Here is a 13727-nt window from a genome sequence, read left to right as displayed (position 1 = left end):
TTGCCTTCGTTGCCAAAAAGGAGGGTGACTAAGTTATTTCGCACGGAAGCACTGCGCGCCTTTGTCTTAGGCATAGGCTCGGGGTAAAAAGGGTACTTATGGACACATCGACTGTTGTTAGAGATTTTGCTTCGATCATACAAACGTCTCTCGCACCCGTGTTCCTATTGGCGGGCACGGCGGGTTTTGTAAATATTTTCGCGATGCGTCTTGGCAGGGTATCGGATCGCTTGAACGATGTCGCGGACCGGACCGAACAGAACAGGATGTCGCTCGTTCAACTTGCCTATCTACGGCGGCGAGTGCTCGCGCTCGAGATAGCGTTGGTCATGGGCGTAGGGGCAGGGTTCTGCACGGGCGGTGCGATCTTAAACCTGCTTGCCGGAGCACTGCAGTTCGGTCTTCGCGAGCAGAATGTCTTCTGGTTCTTTGGTGGCGCCATAGCCTTGCTCATCGGGTCCCTTGCCGCATTCCTGGTTGAGCTGCTCATTGCTGCACGGAACATGTTGCGACAGATGCAGATGGCTCGAACAACCGCCGGGCAGGACTAACTTTTCTCTGCGGTGGTGCGCGAGCGGGATTGCCGGGACTCGTCGAGGGTGGTGACCGCACCAAGGCGGAAACGGCCCGTTGAACCAGCTTAGGAGAACGACGGCAGAGGGTAATCTCGCGAGCTGACCCCGTGAAGGGCAGCGAATCCCGAAAGGGCATCTTGCCGCGCGGCCTGGTCGGCGGAATCGTGCGAGGCGTGGATCGGAGGCGCGATGCGCCGACCGAAAGGCCCGGGAGCCGGCGGTTGGGTGCTCATGGGACGTATCCGAACCCGTCACAATCTCCATTTCCGCGATCGGGCCGAACGGGATCGCCCGCTCTCCGGCCGACGACGGCGCTGGCCAATCCGGATATCGCCGTGGCGCCGTCTTCATGATGTATCAATCCTGAAGACGGCGAGGACGGTGCCTGGCGCGAAGCGCTCGACGAGAATCATGCGGCCGCCGCAGCTTGGGCTAGTTGGTCTCCGCTCATCGACCTGATCGGAATGATCGGCTGAGATCTCGGCTTCACGATCTGCCGTCGTGGCAACCGGTAGCGCGTGCAATCCCGCCCTCTTGGGCGGGCCCCGTTGATCCGAGATCCCGCAGTGACACGACGCAATGGCGGAAATGTCCATGTCTTTGTCATACCTGCCGACCGCTCTCGTCAGTAGGCTAAGTGAACGAGCCCTCGAGCTGGCGAGCGGCTTTTTTGCGTGCCGATGTCGAATCCGGCGGAGCTCATTCGTCGTCGTTACACGGGGCCTTTGGCGCCTGACCAACGCGGAGAGGCAAGAGCACATGCAACCTCGGGACCGCTACCAACTCCGACAGTTCGTCTTCTTCAGCCTTCTCGGGTTGCTAGGCTGCCACGCCCCAGCCTTGGCTGAGGTGCCCGCGGAATGGCAGGGCAAATGGTCGAGCCATTCTGGACGATGCGAGCCGGTCAGTGGCGAAGTCGAAGTGCTGACGATCACAGCGGCCGATCTCGGATTTTACGAGGTCGGTTGCGAGCTGGGCAAGGCGACCCGCTCGGGAAAGAGCCTGAGGTTCGACGCGCGGTGCTACAAGGGCGGTAGCCCCGTCACGCCAGGCAAAGTCGTTCTGCGACGGCATGCCGCCAAAGAGATTGACCTCACGCTGGAGGGTTTCTCCTGGATCGCAGCGAAACCGCAGCGTTTTCAGCGATGCTGACCGGAGCCGCTCTCAGCAACCGGAGGAGGAGATGATGCCGCGCTTCGCAATCGGGATGATCTGGGCGCTTGGGTTGGCTGCCGTGGCTTTGCCGCTGCTGGACTTCGACGATCAGGTCCGCGCAGCGCCCGAAGCCGATCTTACCGCCGTCTGCGCCCGTCTAGGCAATGACGACAGCATTCGGGACTACGATCCCGCACTTCGCGCGCGCACGGCCTCGGCATTCAGGAAGCTGTTTCCCAACGCCAAAAGTGGGCCGGATGGAGATTCCTGGCAAACGCAGGCCCAGTACCGCTGCATGAACGGCAAGGTCATGGTCTGCTTCGTGGGCGCGAACCTGCCCTGCACCAAAATGAACGAGCAGCGCGACAATCCCGGCGCCGACATGTTCTGCCGGGACAATCCCGACGCAGGGAGCGTTCCGGCCTATGCGATCGGCCATGACAGCATCCACGCCTATCGGTGTCGCAACGGGAAGACAGAGGTGACGGGAACCACGCGGCAACTCGACCAGAGGGGCTTCGCCAAGGATCTTTGGACCGAATTGCCGGCTCGGTAGGCCGATAGCCGCCGGCATGTTGATGAGGAGAAGGCGATGACCGAGATCGTTTCCGAGATCATGCTGTCGATCGATGGCGCGGCGCGGGGCGAGAAGTCGCCGGCCTATTACGGATACACGGGGCCGGAATTCATGGCATGGCTGGCGCAGAAGAGCGCGCAGCCGAATCGCACCCTGATCGGCCGCAAGACCCTTGATGCCTTGAGCGGCGTCCCCGAGGTTTATCAGGACGACGATTATCGCAAGATGACCGAAAACCCCGGTTGGGTCGTCTCCTCCACGCTCGGCAGCGCGGGCTGGCCGGGGCTGATCGTGCTGGGTTCCGGCTTTCTCGATACGATCCGTGCAGAACGTGCCGGCCAAGATGCTGAAATCCGGACGATGGGAAGCCTGTCCATCGTCCGTCAGCTTCTTGCGGCGAACCTGCTGGACCGGTTGCGCCTGATCTATTGCCCGCTGATCCTGCCGCAGTCCGGCGTCGAGCCCTTTTTCAAGGGGATGCCGGACCAGAAGTTCAAGCTCGAGGATCACCGGATTCTTGATGGCGAGGTTGTTGTGCTCGACTACCGGCCCGATGGCGCGCCGCATTATGCGTAATGGCGCGGAGTCCGCGGTGATGACTTGATGGCCGTTTGCCCCGGCCGGATCGGACCGTCTGCAGGCCGCTCATGCCGCCGTTATCGCCGCTGCCGCAGCCCCTGAAAGGAGGCAAGACAATGCCCAAGTTCGTCACGATCGGATATGGCGACCGAGCCGGCTACGACCGCACGCCCCAGCCGCTCAGAGACGCCGCGCATGTCCAGGACGCAAAACTGCGCTCCGAAGGCGCCGTGATGGGGATCGCCGGCACACCGGTTCAGGTCCGCAATCCCGAGGCGCGCAACGTAGAAACTCGTGATGGACCCTTCATGTCGTCAGCGTTGCCGATCGCGGGATTCGCCATCATCGAGGCCACCGACCTGGCCGGCGCCATCGAGAAGGTTTCACTCGTGCCATGCGCAGTTGCGTACGGCGTCGTCGAAGTCTGGCCGTTGAAAGAGACGCCGTGATCCGCACCAGCGGGGGTCGCTGATGCCTGGTTTCGCGGCGTCTCCCGATCGCGGCGACCGCTCATTCTTCGGATGTCCACACAGGAGCGAACGAGACACCGCGAAGGCCGGAGCCGCGGACCTGCTCAACGAAACGACCGGTGACATAGACGGCTGAGGCCCGCCGCGGCAGCTTGAAGATCTCGGCGGTTCCGATGACGTCCCTTTTGAAGACATGCCGCTCGATATCGAGGATGTCTCCGTCATCGAAATAGACGATGCCGGATTTCTCCCTGTCGAGGGCATCGAGGACGGTGGTGACGTTGAACAGCCAGACGTTTTCGCCCTTCAGCGGCAGAAGCTGTCCATATTGAGCCAAGACCGGTGCCAGAGCATCCACGGCGGGCTTTTTCAGGATCGGCGCATGCTCGCCCAGCCAGGGGAAATCGGAGTAGCTCGGTTCCTCAGCCCCTTGCTCCGCCTCGACCATCTGCATCACAGGGGGAGCCCAATCCTGGATGGCACGCCCATCCATCGCAAAGAAGGTTTCGAAATCCGCGCCGTCGACGGGAAAAATCCATTCCTGATCTTCCAAGACGGCGAACTTGTAAATCGTCATCGGCATGGCTTGATCCTTCCGGTCAGAACGCCGCATGCATCTCGCGAAACAGTCGCGGCGCGATGCCGAAGCGGCGCTCGAAGGCTTCGGAAAACCGGGCTGCCGGGGACAGGCCGACCTCGGCCGCAACCGACTTCAGAGAAAGCCCGCGGCATAGCAGCATGCGGGCGGCATCGAGGCGCGCCGTCTCGACGAAGCGGGCCGGCGTTTCGCCGGTGGCCGCGACGAACCGACGATGGAACGTCCGCTCGCTGAGACCGGCGCGATCCGCAAGGGTCGGGACTTCCAGGGGGGCGGCGAGGTTTGCCAGGATCCAGGCGATCAGATCGGCGAAGGGGCTGTCAGCCTTCACCTGCGCCTGAAGCAGCGGGCTGAACTGCGATTGGTAGCCAGGGCGGCGCGCATAGAGCACGAGCCGCTTGGCGACCTCTCCGGCGATGTCGGCCGACAGGTCCTGCGCGACCATGGCGAGCGCCATGTCGATGCCGGTGGTCACCCCGGCCGAAGTCCAGAGCCGTCCGTCGACCACGTAAAGCGAGTCGGGGTCGACGGTGACGGACGCAAAGGCGGCAGCAAGCGGTGTGCAGGCATCCCAATGGGTGGCGACACGATGCCCATCGAGCAGCCCGAGCCTTGCAAGGATGATCGCGCCGGAACAGACCGAGCCGAACCGACGCGCCTTGCCCGTCAGCTTCGGAAGCCATGCTGCCCAGGCGGGATCGGCAAGGATTGGCAGCAGGTTCTCGCTCTCTGCGCCGGCGACGAGGAGTGTATCGACCGCCTCGTGCGCGCGGTCTTCCAGGCTTTGCGTGTGGACGGCGATGCCACTGCTGCTCGTCACCGGCCCGCCCGACACCGATACGAGGTCGATGGCGTAGAACGCAGGCTTCTCACTCAACCCCAAAGCTCGATTGGCACTGGTGAAGACCGAGACCGGCCCGGACATGTCGAGAAGCTCGAAGCCGGGATAAACGACGAAGGCGACACGATGCATTGGCAGAAAATGCCATGTTTATGTCATTCCCGCCAGACCCCTCTTTCGCTATCCTAACGGCGGAAACGATGAGGATCGGTATGTTCCTGGCTCTCTCTATCCTTGGTTTGCTGCTGGTAGCGGTGACGATGGGGCTCTCGCTGGCGCATGCACTGGAATTCCCCGGAAAGCTGCGTCTTGACGAGACCACCTACCGCGCAGTTCAGGCGATCTATTTTCCCGGCTTCACCATCGGCGGGCTCGTGGGGGAGGTCGGTGGCATGGTCGTGCTTGCCATCCTCCTGTTCTTCACTCCGACCGGCACGGAGCGCTTCTGGTGGACGACAGGTGCGTTGGGACTGCTGATCGCAGTTCATGCGACCTACTGGCTCGTGACCCACTCGGTGAACAGCGCCTGGCTGAAAGATTCGGAGCTTGGCGGTACGAGCCAACTCATTTTCGGCCTGTTCTCGTCACCCGATTCTGATTGGCGGCACATGCGCAACGTCTGGGAGTGGTCCCACGTACTGCGTGCGTGTTTCGCAACGCTTGGCCTTCTGTCGATGTCAGTTGCGATTGCGCAGTAGGACAACCCTAGTGGCGTGTCGCCATGTAGGTCGATCAGAAGCGGCGCGGTCGTCGCGAGCGTGGCGGCGAGGCCCGGTAGTCACCGTCGCTTCGCTTTGGCAGAAAATACACTGCTTCATTTCCGCCAGCGCACGCTCGATACCCTGACGATGGAAGCAACGCTCGATCGGAGCGCTCGATGTCCATACGCTATCTCATTTGGGCTGGACTGGCCCTGATCGCCCTGCCGCTGGTGGGCCTCGGACTGTGGCTGGCCACCTTGCCCGCCACACCCGTCGCCGTCGCGTCGTCAGCCGTCCCGCAAACGGAGGTAGACGCCATGCTGGCGGCGCTGAAGCCGCCGAAACGGGCTCGGCCCCTGGTCGCCGTCGTCGGCCTCAACGATGCGACGGAGACGACCGACTATCTCATGCCAACGGGAATTCTGCGCCGGGCGGATATCGCCGATGTGGTGATGCTGTCGACGGAGCCCGGCCCGGTCAAACTCTATCCGGCGCTGACTGTCGAAGCCGATGCGACGATCGAAGCCTTCGATGCGCGACACCCGAAAGGAGCCGACTATGTGATCGTTCCGGCCATGAGCCGTGACGATAATCCAGCCGTCATGGCCTGGCTGCGCAAGCAGGCGGAACACGGGGCCGTTATCATCGCAATTTGTGCCGGCGCGAAGGTTGCCGCCGCAGCCGGGCTTCTCGACGACCGGCGGGCGACCACCCACTGGTATTATCTCGGGGATTTGCTCAAGCACCACCCGTCGATCCGCTACGTCGCCAACCGGCGCATGGTGGTGGATCGGGGTGTCGCCACCACCACCGGCATCACCGCTTCGATGCCGATGATGCTGGCCTTGGTCGAGGCGATCGCCGGAAGGGACAAGGCGCAAACGGTTGCCCGCGATCTCGGGCTGGAGCGATGGGATGCCCGGCACGACAGCGGTGCCTTCAGACTGACCCGTCCCTTCGCCGCAATCGCGCTGGGCAATCGCCTCGCCGTCTGGCGCCAGGATCGTTTCGTCATAGCGCTCGAACCGGGGATGGATGAAGTGTCGCTTGCGCTCGTCGCCGATGCGTGGTCGCGCACCTATCGCTCCCGGGTGGGGCTGTTCGCGGCATCGTCTGCGGCAGTGACGACACGCGGCGGCGTGCGCCTCCTTCCAGATAGAGTGACCGCGGCCCGCTCCGGCGAGCGATTGCGGTTTGCTGCCAACATGCGGCCAGCAAAAGCCCTGGACGAGGCCTTGCAGGCTATCGGGGCCCGGTATGGGCAGGCCACGGCGCATATGGTCGCCATGCAGCTCGAATATCCGCGACCCGGAGCGGGATCATGAAGGCGCTGATCGTGGGCGCCGGCATCGGTGGACTGACGACCGCACTCTTCCTGCACCGGGCGGGAATCGAGGTCGAGATATTCGAACGCGCTGATGCGGTGCGTGAGCTCGGCGTCGGCATCAACATGCTGCCGCATGCCGTCGGTCTGCTGGCCGAGCTCGGGCTGATGGACGCGCTTGATGCTGCCGGAATCCGGACGCGTGAGCTGATCTATGCGAACAGGTTCGGCCAGATCGTCTGGCGGGAGCTGCGCGGTATAGAGGGCGGCCATGCGGTCCCGCAATTCAGCATCCATCGCGGCAGGTTGCTGGGCCTGATCCATCAGGCTGTCATGGACCGGTTGGGGCGGGAAGTCATCCGTACCGGCTGCAGCGTGACGGGCTTCGAACAGGACGGGAGCAAGGTCACCGCTTTTCTGTCCGAAACCGGAAAGGCACTGCGAGCCAGCGGGAATCTGTTGATCGGCGCCGACGGCATCCATTCCACCGTGCGCGCCAAGCTCTATCCGGGCGAAGGGCCGCCGATCTGGAACGGCGTCATGCTCTGGCGCGGCGCCACGCGGTGGCCGACATGGCAGGACGGTCGCACGATGGCGATTGCCGGCGGCAACCACGCCAAGTTCATCTTTTATCCGATCGAGAGCGATCCCAACGATCCGGGCATGCGCCTGACCAACTGGGCCGTGATGGCCCGGCTCCACGAGGCCGAGGACCGGAAGCCCACCCTTGGCGACTGGAGCCGGCCCGGCAACCTCGACGAGGTCTTGCCGTTCGTGCGCGACCGCTTCCACCTGGACTACGTCGATCCGGCGAAGATCATCCGCGCCACCGGCGCGTTTCACGAATATCCCAACTGCGATCGTGAGCCGCTGCTGCGCTGGTCGTTCGGGCGCGTCACCCTGCTCGGCGACGCCGCCCATCCCATGTATCCCGTCGGCTCGAACGGTGCGAGCCAGGCCATCCTCGATGCCCGCTCTCTGGCGGAGCACCTGCAGACTCATGGATCCGTGGAGGCCGCGCTCAGCGCCTATGACGGGGAGCGCCGTCCTGCCACGGCGGAAATCGTCCATGCCAACCGCAAAGGCGGGCCGGAAGGCGTGATCGATCTCGTGGAAAGCCGGGCGCCCGATCGCTTCGACGACGTTGAAGCGGTGGCCTCCTACGAGGAACGCCAGCGGATCGTGCGTGGTTATGCGAGCCTGGCGGGGTTCGCCGCGGACAGGGAAAGCGAACGGCGGCGCCACAACAATCGGAAGCTGGAGCCATGACTGACCACACGAAACTCGCGCTCATTCTGTTGGCGGAGACGCTCCTCTTCACCGTGGCTTCTCTGGTGCACGCGGGCGTCCTGATATCCGGGTTCGAGCACCGGCACGCCATGATTGCCGAAGGGGTCTTCGGAGCGGTGCTCGGCCTCGGCCTGCTGATGGTTCTGATCTGGCCGGCGCGCGGCCCCATCATAGCCCTTGCCGCGCAGGGGTTCGCGCTTCTCGGCACGCTGGTCGGTGCGTTCACGATCGCGGTCGGGGTCGGACCGCAGACTCGCGGCGACGCGGCATTCCACGTTGTCCTGCTCCTCGTGCTCCTGGTCGGCTCGCTCGCCGCCTGGGCGTCGTGGCGACGGTGACGCCTAACTCGCAAGAATGCGGTGTCCGCCGGAAAAGGCATTTGGCCGGCGTTGGAGAAGAAGGCTCGAGTGACGAATGGACCAACGCATCGGCGGCTGGAATTGGAGGGAGTATCGATCTTCTACCGCGCGGCAGGTCCAGGCGACCCGTATCTCGCTGATCGAAACGAATAGTCGTTCGCCCCCTGAGGCGAAACAAGCAAAACTGGAGAGGAGCCATGGCCAAAGTCATCATCGAAATGAGCATGTCGCTCGACGGTTTCTGTGCCGGGCCAGATGACGGAGAAGCGTTTCCGAAGGGCCGGGACGGCATCAAGCATGTCTTCGGCTGGCTTTCGAGAGCTAAGGAGGAAGGCGGCGCGAACAAGGCCGAGGTTGACCGCATGTATGCCCAGTCCGGCGCCTACATTTTTGGCCGGCGAACCTACGATATCACCAATGGCTGGGGCGGCTCGCATCCGCTGAAGGGCGTTCCGCTCTTCATCCTCACCCACAAGCCGCCAGCAGCTGAAACGGTGCCGAAGGGCGACTCCAAGTTTACCTTCGTCACCGACGGCATCGAGAGCGCCGTCCGTCAGGCGCAGGCGGCGGCCGGAGACAAGGACGTTGTCATCAGCGGCGCATCACCCTCCCAGCAGGCATTGGACGCCGGTGTGGTTGACGAAATTGCGATTCATCTCGCACCGAGCCTTATCGGCAGCGGAATTCGGCTGTTCGATAACTTCAAAGGGCCAATTTTGCTCGAGAAGGTCTCCTCGACCGATGGACCGATGGCGACCCACGTCCGCTACCGCGTCTGCCGATAACACACGTCATGAATATCCCATCCATGGGCGGCTTTCGAATACGCGAGCTCGGCGGAATTTGCCGCGGGCAATCCAGAAGCGAGCGGGCGGGCATAAGGTGACAGCACAGGCCACCGAGCATCCCCTGCTTCCGCTTGGCGGTGGCGTTCTGCTCGCCCCTTCAATGGCGCGGGCATTCGGCCTGGGGCGCACCGCATCGATCGCTGCGGCAGGAGCCGCGGCAGCCAGCGGCCATCTGGTCTTTGCCTCGTTGCGCGATCCTGAAGGCGAGATGTCTGGCGCATCGTCGGTTTTCGGCGTGGGCGTGACTGCGGTCGTCATTGAATCCGCAGTGTCACAAGGCATCGTGCGAATTTTCGTCGAAGCCGTGCGGCGTGTGCATTTGCGAACGTTCACATTGCAGCAGGGCGGCTTTTACCGGGTGTCGGTCGATCCCTGGGACGATCCACCTGCGCGAGAAGCCGAGCTTCGTCCGCTCCATGAGCGCGCTCTGCTCCGGTTCGAGGCTTTGCGTCGCCGCGCTGGCCTGCCTGCGGTGACGACCAAGCTTGTTCTGGCCGGCGCCCCCGCCGATCGCATCGAAGGGATCCGATCCTTGCCGTGGGTCGCGCTTTCATATCTGGGGCAGGACTCTCCCCCTCATTGGATACCTATCGCGCTAAGACAGGCTCTGCTCGAAGCACCTTCGTTACCCGATCGACTGCGGCTCCTAGTCGAGCTGCTGGACGGCGCGGTACCGCCGGCCTCGCTTGCAGCCGATATGGCACCATTCATCTTGCGAGCAGCAGATGCTGCGCAGCTGAGTTGATTTTGGGCGAGGTTTTGCTGAGTTAGAGCGACGGCAAAATTAAGCTGCCCAAGATCAAGAGACGAACCTGAAGAGGTTAGACTGAAGGCGCTCTGGAGGTCCGCGTTCGGGCGATGAGCTAGATTCCGCTTATGGCGCACGGAGAGCTTCCACCGAACCGCATCGGCTCAGCTCTACGAGGCAGCGGAGCGAACTCTGTACGCGCAGCGCCGTGCGCCCGTCGGGATATGTTCGATCCGCTCGACGGAAACGTCGGGCCCCAACACCGCACGGAAGATCGCGAGCTCCGAGCGGCACAGGCCCTGGCAGGCGCTGGCCGCGGCACAGATCGGGCAATGATTTTCGATGAGCAGGAAGCGGCCATGCCCCTCCTCGACTACGCTCCCCATGTAGCCCTCCCGGCTCCGGATATCCGCAAGAGCCTGGAGCCTTCGCTTGAGCGGGCCGCCTTCCCCGAGCGCATCCCGATAAGCGGTGAGGCTGGCGCTCTCGCGATGGCCGATGAGTTGTTCCAGGCCGGCCTCACCGAAGACGGAGCAGGCTATCGATCAGGATGACGTCGCCCTGGCGCGCCAACTCGCCGGTTCAAATGAACTGTTTTGATAGCTTCAGGCCCTGGCCCTGATAGTTGGATTTGATCTGCTGCCCATACAGCTTGTCCGGTGTTTCGATCATGTCTTCAAAAATTAAAGTTCCAACTCTCTGGCCGTGATCGAGCATGAACGGAACGTCATGGCTCCTGATCTCGAGAACAACCTTACTGCTGTTATTTGTATTAAACTTGGATTTCCCAAAAAATGGATCCAGAAAACCAGCATAATGTACGCGCACCTCCCCGACGGCGGTGTCATACGCTATCATTTCGGCAGCCTCGTCTTCGCCGATCTCGATATCCTCAAGCGAGGCCATGATGTAGAACTCGTCCGGCACAAGGACGAGCTCCCGTCTGCCCGGACGGCATTGGATTGCCTCCCAGAAATCGTTCCTGTCATACTTTCCAATTTGCTGAAGATCGATCAGGCCGGTGGTTTTGCGCGCCCGATACGCGACGATGCCGCTAGCCGCCGCTCCTTCCAGATCGATCGAAACAGGAAATGTCCGACTGGGGCGCTTAAGGTCAGAAGTGACCTCACGAAACCGCAGTTGGTTAAGTGAATCGCCGACCCGCGCAATCACGGGAAAGGAGCGTGGCACGACCTCAGCGAAGAGCGCGCCAGAATAGCCAGCAGGAATTTCATCGAAAGCGGTCCCGCAATCTGCGATGAGGCGAACGAAGATATCCAGCCTGCCAGACGAGCTTTTAGGGTTAGCGCGGGCACTGGTGCGTTCATCGAGGCGCAGACTCTCCTGAAGCGGAATAATGTGAACGCAATTCCGTTCGAGGACCTGAGGCTTCGTCAAGTCCACCTCATGCGTTGCGAGATCGCTCAAGCGCTGAGCGACTGAATTTCCTTTACCCGGTAGGAAGCTGGTGGGAACGCGATAAGCCCGATCCCCCAAGCGAAGATCTAGGCTTGCCGGCTGGATCGCGGCCTCGCTGATCGGCGCACTGGAGCTGATGATGCCCGCTTCAATAGCTCGCCGGATCCACTGCGACGGCCAAATTCCAAAATTCATCGTTTCTCACACCGAAAGAGTCTGGCTGATATCTACATACAACGGCAGGCTCAAGCCGCCACCGTCCTCGTCGTCCACAGTGTCTTTCCTATGTCCGCTGCAGCGGCGGGGACGGTCTTGGATTCGATAAGGGCTCGGATCATGAAGGGTGGGAAGGCGATTGGCCTGATTGCAGATGCACCAGCTCATGACCTCGAGCCTCTACAGCTAAATTCGATGGGAGAGCGGCATCGCGTTCCGCTGGGGATAATCGGTCATAGCTAGCGAAGCGCCCCGCAAAGGCCAAGCATGGGGGATGCGCGGCAGATGCGAGGCAGCGGGTTGCCCACGCCAGAATCGCTGCGTCACCGCATTGACGCTGGCGCCGGCAGGCCGATAACACATCAACACGATAGAGCCGCGATCGGCCGAGGCGGAGCCTTTCCATGTATCAGGCACAGACGCATGGCGTGCGTGTGAGCGCGGCGCCAAGCTTCATGGATGGAGAATCCTCGCATGCGCAGGGCCGGTATTTCTGGGCCTATGCGATCGAGATCGTGAACCTCTCGACACTAACCGTGCAGTTGATGACCCGGCACTGGTTCATCACCGACGGGCGCGGCGAGGTCCATGAGGTACGCGGCGAAGGCGTGGTCGGCAAGCAGCCGGTGCTGCGGCCGGGCGAAAGCTTCAACTACACCTCGGGCTGCCCGCTGACGACGCCTGACGGTTCGATGCACGGTTTCTACGCCATGCAGGATGAGAACGGCACGATCTTCGATGTTGAGGTGCCGCTCTTCCCGCTCGATTCCCCCTATGTGAAGAAGGTTCTGCATTGACCGCCTCCGCTCAAGCCGGGCAGCGCTACACGCCGCTCGAAATGCTCGCCCGCCTCGTCGCCTTCGACACGGTGAGCGACAAGCCCAACCTGCCGCTGATCGATTTCGTCGAGGATTACCTCGCCGGCTGGGGCGTCTCCAGCGTGCGCTTCCCCAATGAGACCGGCGACAAGACGGCGCTGTTCGCGACCGTGGGCCCGCAGGATCGCGGCGGCGTCGTCCTCTCCGGCCATACCGACGTGGTGCCGGTGGCCGGCCAGGCCTGGAGCCGCGACCCGTTCACGCTGCATGTCGAGGATGGCAAGGCCTATGGCCGCGGCGCCGTCGACATGAAGGCCTTCGTCGCGCTGGGGCTGGCGCTGGTGCCGGACTTTTTGGCGGCGAACCTCAAGACGCCGATCCATCTCTTCCTGTCCTATGACGAGGAGGTGACCTGCCTCGGCGTGGTCGACGGCATCAATGCCATGGGCAAGAGCCTGCCGCGGCCGCGCGCCGTCATCGTCGGCGAGCCGACCATGCTCGACATCTGCGACGCGCATAAGGGCGTGCGGACCTTCCAGACCGTGGTGAAGGGGTTCGCAGCGCATTCCTCCAAGCCGCAGCTCGGCGCCAGCGCCGTCCATGCCGGCGCCCTGCTCGCCGCCGAGCTCGACCAGATGGCGGAGGACGCCAGGCAGCGGCCGGACACGAGCGGCCGTTTCGACCCGCCCTATGACACCATCCATATCGGCACGTTCCATGGCGGCATCGCCCGCAACATCCTGGCCGATCGCAGCGAGCTTCTCTGGGAGATCCGGACGGTTCCGAGCTCCGATCCCGAGGCCGGCCCGGCCCGTTTCGCTAAGACGGCCGAGAAGGTGCTGTCGCGGATGCGCTCGACCGCGCCAAGTTCCGCGATCGAGACGCAGATGACCTCGGACGTGCCGGGGCTGGCGCCTGATCCGGGCTCCGAGGCCGAGCGGCTCGCCATGCGGCTTTCGGGCCGCAACCACACGATCGCGGTCGCCTATGCCACTGAGGCCGGGCATTTCCAGCAGGCGGGGCTCCCGACCGTGGTCTGCGGCCCCGGCTCGATCGACCAGGCGCATCAGCCGGACGAGTACATCACGCTGGAGCAATTGGCCGCCGGCGAAGCCTTCATGCGCAAGCTGATGGCGGAGTGCCAGGCGGGCTGAGGCGCGTCATGCTCGGGCTTGCCCCGAGCATCGCGAGACAAGAAGCCTCCCGCGC

At 63.0% G+C, this 13727-nt stretch carries 17 protein-coding genes; 14 read left to right on the top strand and 3 right to left on the bottom strand.

Annotated elements, in window-relative coordinates:
• The first annotated feature begins 98 nt into the window (after window positions 1–98).
• The 5 genes from FHT98_RS12450 to FHT98_RS12430 all read left to right on the top strand — a co-directional run bounded on the left by FHT98_RS12450 (window position 99) and on the right by FHT98_RS12430 (window position 3335).
• The gene (locus tag FHT98_RS12450; RefSeq protein ID WP_142114211.1) at window positions 99–551 is read left to right on the top strand and encodes a DUF2721 domain-containing protein; all 453 of its coding nucleotides are present in this window, start codon (window positions 99–101) and stop codon (window positions 549–551) included.
• 783 nt (window positions 552–1334) lie between these two features.
• The gene (locus FHT98_RS12445; protein ID WP_139163547.1) at window positions 1335–1727 is read left to right on the top strand and encodes a hypothetical protein; all 393 of its coding nucleotides are present in this window, start codon (window positions 1335–1337) and stop codon (window positions 1725–1727) included.
• A gap of 31 nt (window positions 1728–1758) precedes the next feature.
• Window positions 1759–2286 carry a hypothetical protein gene (locus tag FHT98_RS12440; protein ID WP_142114210.1) on the top strand — a complete coding sequence of 176 codons (528 nt, stop codon included), beginning with the start codon at window positions 1759–1761 and terminating at the stop codon, window positions 2284–2286.
• Window positions 2287–2322: 36 nt separating this feature from the next.
• Window positions 2323–2883: a dihydrofolate reductase family protein gene (locus FHT98_RS12435; RefSeq protein WP_142114209.1), complete on the top strand. Its 561-nt coding sequence runs from the start codon at window positions 2323–2325 to the stop codon at window positions 2881–2883.
• 119 nt (window positions 2884–3002) lie between these two features.
• Window positions 3003–3335: a YciI family protein gene (locus FHT98_RS12430; protein ID WP_142114208.1), complete on the top strand. Its 333-nt coding sequence runs from the start codon at window positions 3003–3005 to the stop codon at window positions 3333–3335.
• Window positions 3336–3396: 61 nt separating this feature from the next.
• Here FHT98_RS12430 and FHT98_RS12425 read toward each other — a convergent pair whose 3' ends face one another.
• Both FHT98_RS12425 and FHT98_RS12420 read right to left on the bottom strand, forming a co-directional pair.
• Window positions 3397–3939, bottom strand: coding sequence for an imm11 family protein (locus tag FHT98_RS12425; protein ID WP_142114207.1), 543 nt, complete (start codon window positions 3937–3939; stop codon window positions 3397–3399).
• Between the two features lie 16 nt (window positions 3940–3955).
• Window positions 3956–4927, bottom strand: a complete 972-nt coding sequence (locus FHT98_RS12420) for a GlxA family transcriptional regulator (RefSeq protein ID WP_142114206.1) — start codon at window positions 4925–4927, stop codon at window positions 3956–3958.
• Between the two features lie 80 nt (window positions 4928–5007).
• On the opposite strand from FHT98_RS12420, the gene FHT98_RS12415 reads away from it, so the two are divergent.
• From FHT98_RS12415 to FHT98_RS12385, 7 genes are all read left to right on the top strand, one after another.
• Window positions 5008–5493: a DUF1772 domain-containing protein gene (locus FHT98_RS12415; RefSeq protein ID WP_142114205.1), complete on the top strand. Its 486-nt coding sequence runs from the start codon at window positions 5008–5010 to the stop codon at window positions 5491–5493.
• A gap of 179 nt (window positions 5494–5672) precedes the next feature.
• On the top strand, window positions 5673–6821 hold the full coding sequence (locus FHT98_RS12410) for a DJ-1/PfpI family protein (protein WP_142114204.1): 1149 nt from the start codon (window positions 5673–5675) through the stop codon (window positions 6819–6821).
• On the top strand, window positions 6818–8089 hold the full coding sequence (locus FHT98_RS12405) for a flavin-dependent oxidoreductase (RefSeq protein WP_142114203.1): 1272 nt from the start codon (window positions 6818–6820) through the stop codon (window positions 8087–8089). Before FHT98_RS12410 ends, FHT98_RS12405 begins: the two co-directional genes overlap by 4 nt.
• Window positions 8086–8448 carry a hypothetical protein gene (locus FHT98_RS12400; protein WP_061971068.1) on the top strand — a complete coding sequence of 121 codons (363 nt, stop codon included), beginning with the start codon at window positions 8086–8088 and terminating at the stop codon, window positions 8446–8448. The genes FHT98_RS12405 and FHT98_RS12400 overlap by 4 nt, the downstream gene beginning before the upstream one ends.
• A 218-nt stretch (window positions 8449–8666) precedes the next feature.
• Window positions 8667–9254: a dihydrofolate reductase family protein gene (locus FHT98_RS12395; RefSeq protein WP_142114202.1), complete on the top strand. Its 588-nt coding sequence runs from the start codon at window positions 8667–8669 to the stop codon at window positions 9252–9254.
• A 97-nt stretch (window positions 9255–9351) separates the two neighbouring features.
• Window positions 9352–10062 carry an LON peptidase substrate-binding domain-containing protein gene (locus FHT98_RS12390; protein ID WP_185745140.1) on the top strand — a complete coding sequence of 237 codons (711 nt, stop codon included), beginning with the start codon at window positions 9352–9354 and terminating at the stop codon, window positions 10060–10062.
• Window positions 10063–10289: 227 nt separating this feature from the next.
• Window positions 10290–10619, top strand: coding sequence for a hypothetical protein (locus FHT98_RS12385; protein ID WP_142114200.1), 330 nt, complete (start codon window positions 10290–10292; stop codon window positions 10617–10619).
• A gap of 28 nt (window positions 10620–10647) precedes the next feature.
• On the opposite strand, the gene FHT98_RS12380 is transcribed toward FHT98_RS12385, so the two are convergent.
• Window positions 10648–11679: a 2'-deoxycytidine 5'-triphosphate deaminase domain-containing protein gene (locus tag FHT98_RS12380; RefSeq protein WP_142114199.1), complete on the bottom strand. Its 1032-nt coding sequence runs from the start codon at window positions 11677–11679 to the stop codon at window positions 10648–10650.
• 425 nt (window positions 11680–12104) lie between these two features.
• Here FHT98_RS12380 and apaG point away from each other — a divergent pair, with 425 nt between their 5' ends.
• Window positions 12105–12497: a Co2+/Mg2+ efflux protein ApaG gene (gene apaG, locus FHT98_RS12375; RefSeq protein WP_061971076.1), complete on the top strand. Its 393-nt coding sequence runs from the start codon at window positions 12105–12107 to the stop codon at window positions 12495–12497.
• Window positions 12494–13672, top strand: a complete 1179-nt coding sequence (gene argE, locus FHT98_RS12370) for an acetylornithine deacetylase (protein WP_142114198.1) — start codon at window positions 12494–12496, stop codon at window positions 13670–13672. Before apaG ends, argE begins: the two co-directional genes overlap by 4 nt.
• The last annotated feature ends 55 nt before the right edge of the window (window positions 13673–13727 follow it).

It is taken from the genome of Allobosea sp. AK1 (assembly GCF_006714945.1).
GTDB lineage: Bacteria > Pseudomonadota > Alphaproteobacteria > Rhizobiales > Beijerinckiaceae > Allobosea > Allobosea robiniae.
The sequence above is the reverse complement of the archived record's forward strand: the minus strand, read 5'-3'. Positions and strand labels throughout refer to the sequence as shown.

Coding starts and splice junctions, on each gene's coding strand:
- apaG (WP_061971076.1), top strand. CDS start 12,105: ATGTATCAGGCACAGACGCATGGCGTGCGTGTGAGCGCGGCGCCAAGC.
- FHT98_RS12415 (WP_142114205.1), top strand. CDS start 5,008: ATGTTCCTGGCTCTCTCTATCCTTGGTTTGCTGCTGGTAGCGGTGACG.
- FHT98_RS12395 (WP_142114202.1), top strand. CDS start 8,667: ATGGCCAAAGTCATCATCGAAATGAGCATGTCGCTCGACGGTTTCTGT.
- FHT98_RS12380 (WP_142114199.1), bottom strand. CDS start 11,679: ATGAATTTTGGAATTTGGCCGTCGCAGTGGATCCGGCGAGCTATTGAA.
- FHT98_RS12400 (WP_061971068.1), top strand. CDS start 8,086: ATGACTGACCACACGAAACTCGCGCTCATTCTGTTGGCGGAGACGCTC.
- FHT98_RS12425 (WP_142114207.1), bottom strand. CDS start 3,939: ATGCCGATGACGATTTACAAGTTCGCCGTCTTGGAAGATCAGGAATGG.
- FHT98_RS12420 (WP_142114206.1), bottom strand. CDS start 4,927: ATGCATCGTGTCGCCTTCGTCGTTTATCCCGGCTTCGAGCTTCTCGAC.
- FHT98_RS12385 (WP_142114200.1), top strand. CDS start 10,290: ATGTTCGATCCGCTCGACGGAAACGTCGGGCCCCAACACCGCACGGAA.
- FHT98_RS12405 (WP_142114203.1), top strand. CDS start 6,818: ATGAAGGCGCTGATCGTGGGCGCCGGCATCGGTGGACTGACGACCGCA.
- FHT98_RS12450 (WP_142114211.1), top strand. CDS start 99: ATGGACACATCGACTGTTGTTAGAGATTTTGCTTCGATCATACAAACG.
- FHT98_RS12445 (WP_139163547.1), top strand. CDS start 1,335: ATGCAACCTCGGGACCGCTACCAACTCCGACAGTTCGTCTTCTTCAGC.
- FHT98_RS12440 (WP_142114210.1), top strand. CDS start 1,759: ATGATGCCGCGCTTCGCAATCGGGATGATCTGGGCGCTTGGGTTGGCT.
- FHT98_RS12430 (WP_142114208.1), top strand. CDS start 3,003: ATGCCCAAGTTCGTCACGATCGGATATGGCGACCGAGCCGGCTACGAC.
- FHT98_RS12410 (WP_142114204.1), top strand. CDS start 5,673: ATGTCCATACGCTATCTCATTTGGGCTGGACTGGCCCTGATCGCCCTG.
- FHT98_RS12435 (WP_142114209.1), top strand. CDS start 2,323: ATGACCGAGATCGTTTCCGAGATCATGCTGTCGATCGATGGCGCGGCG.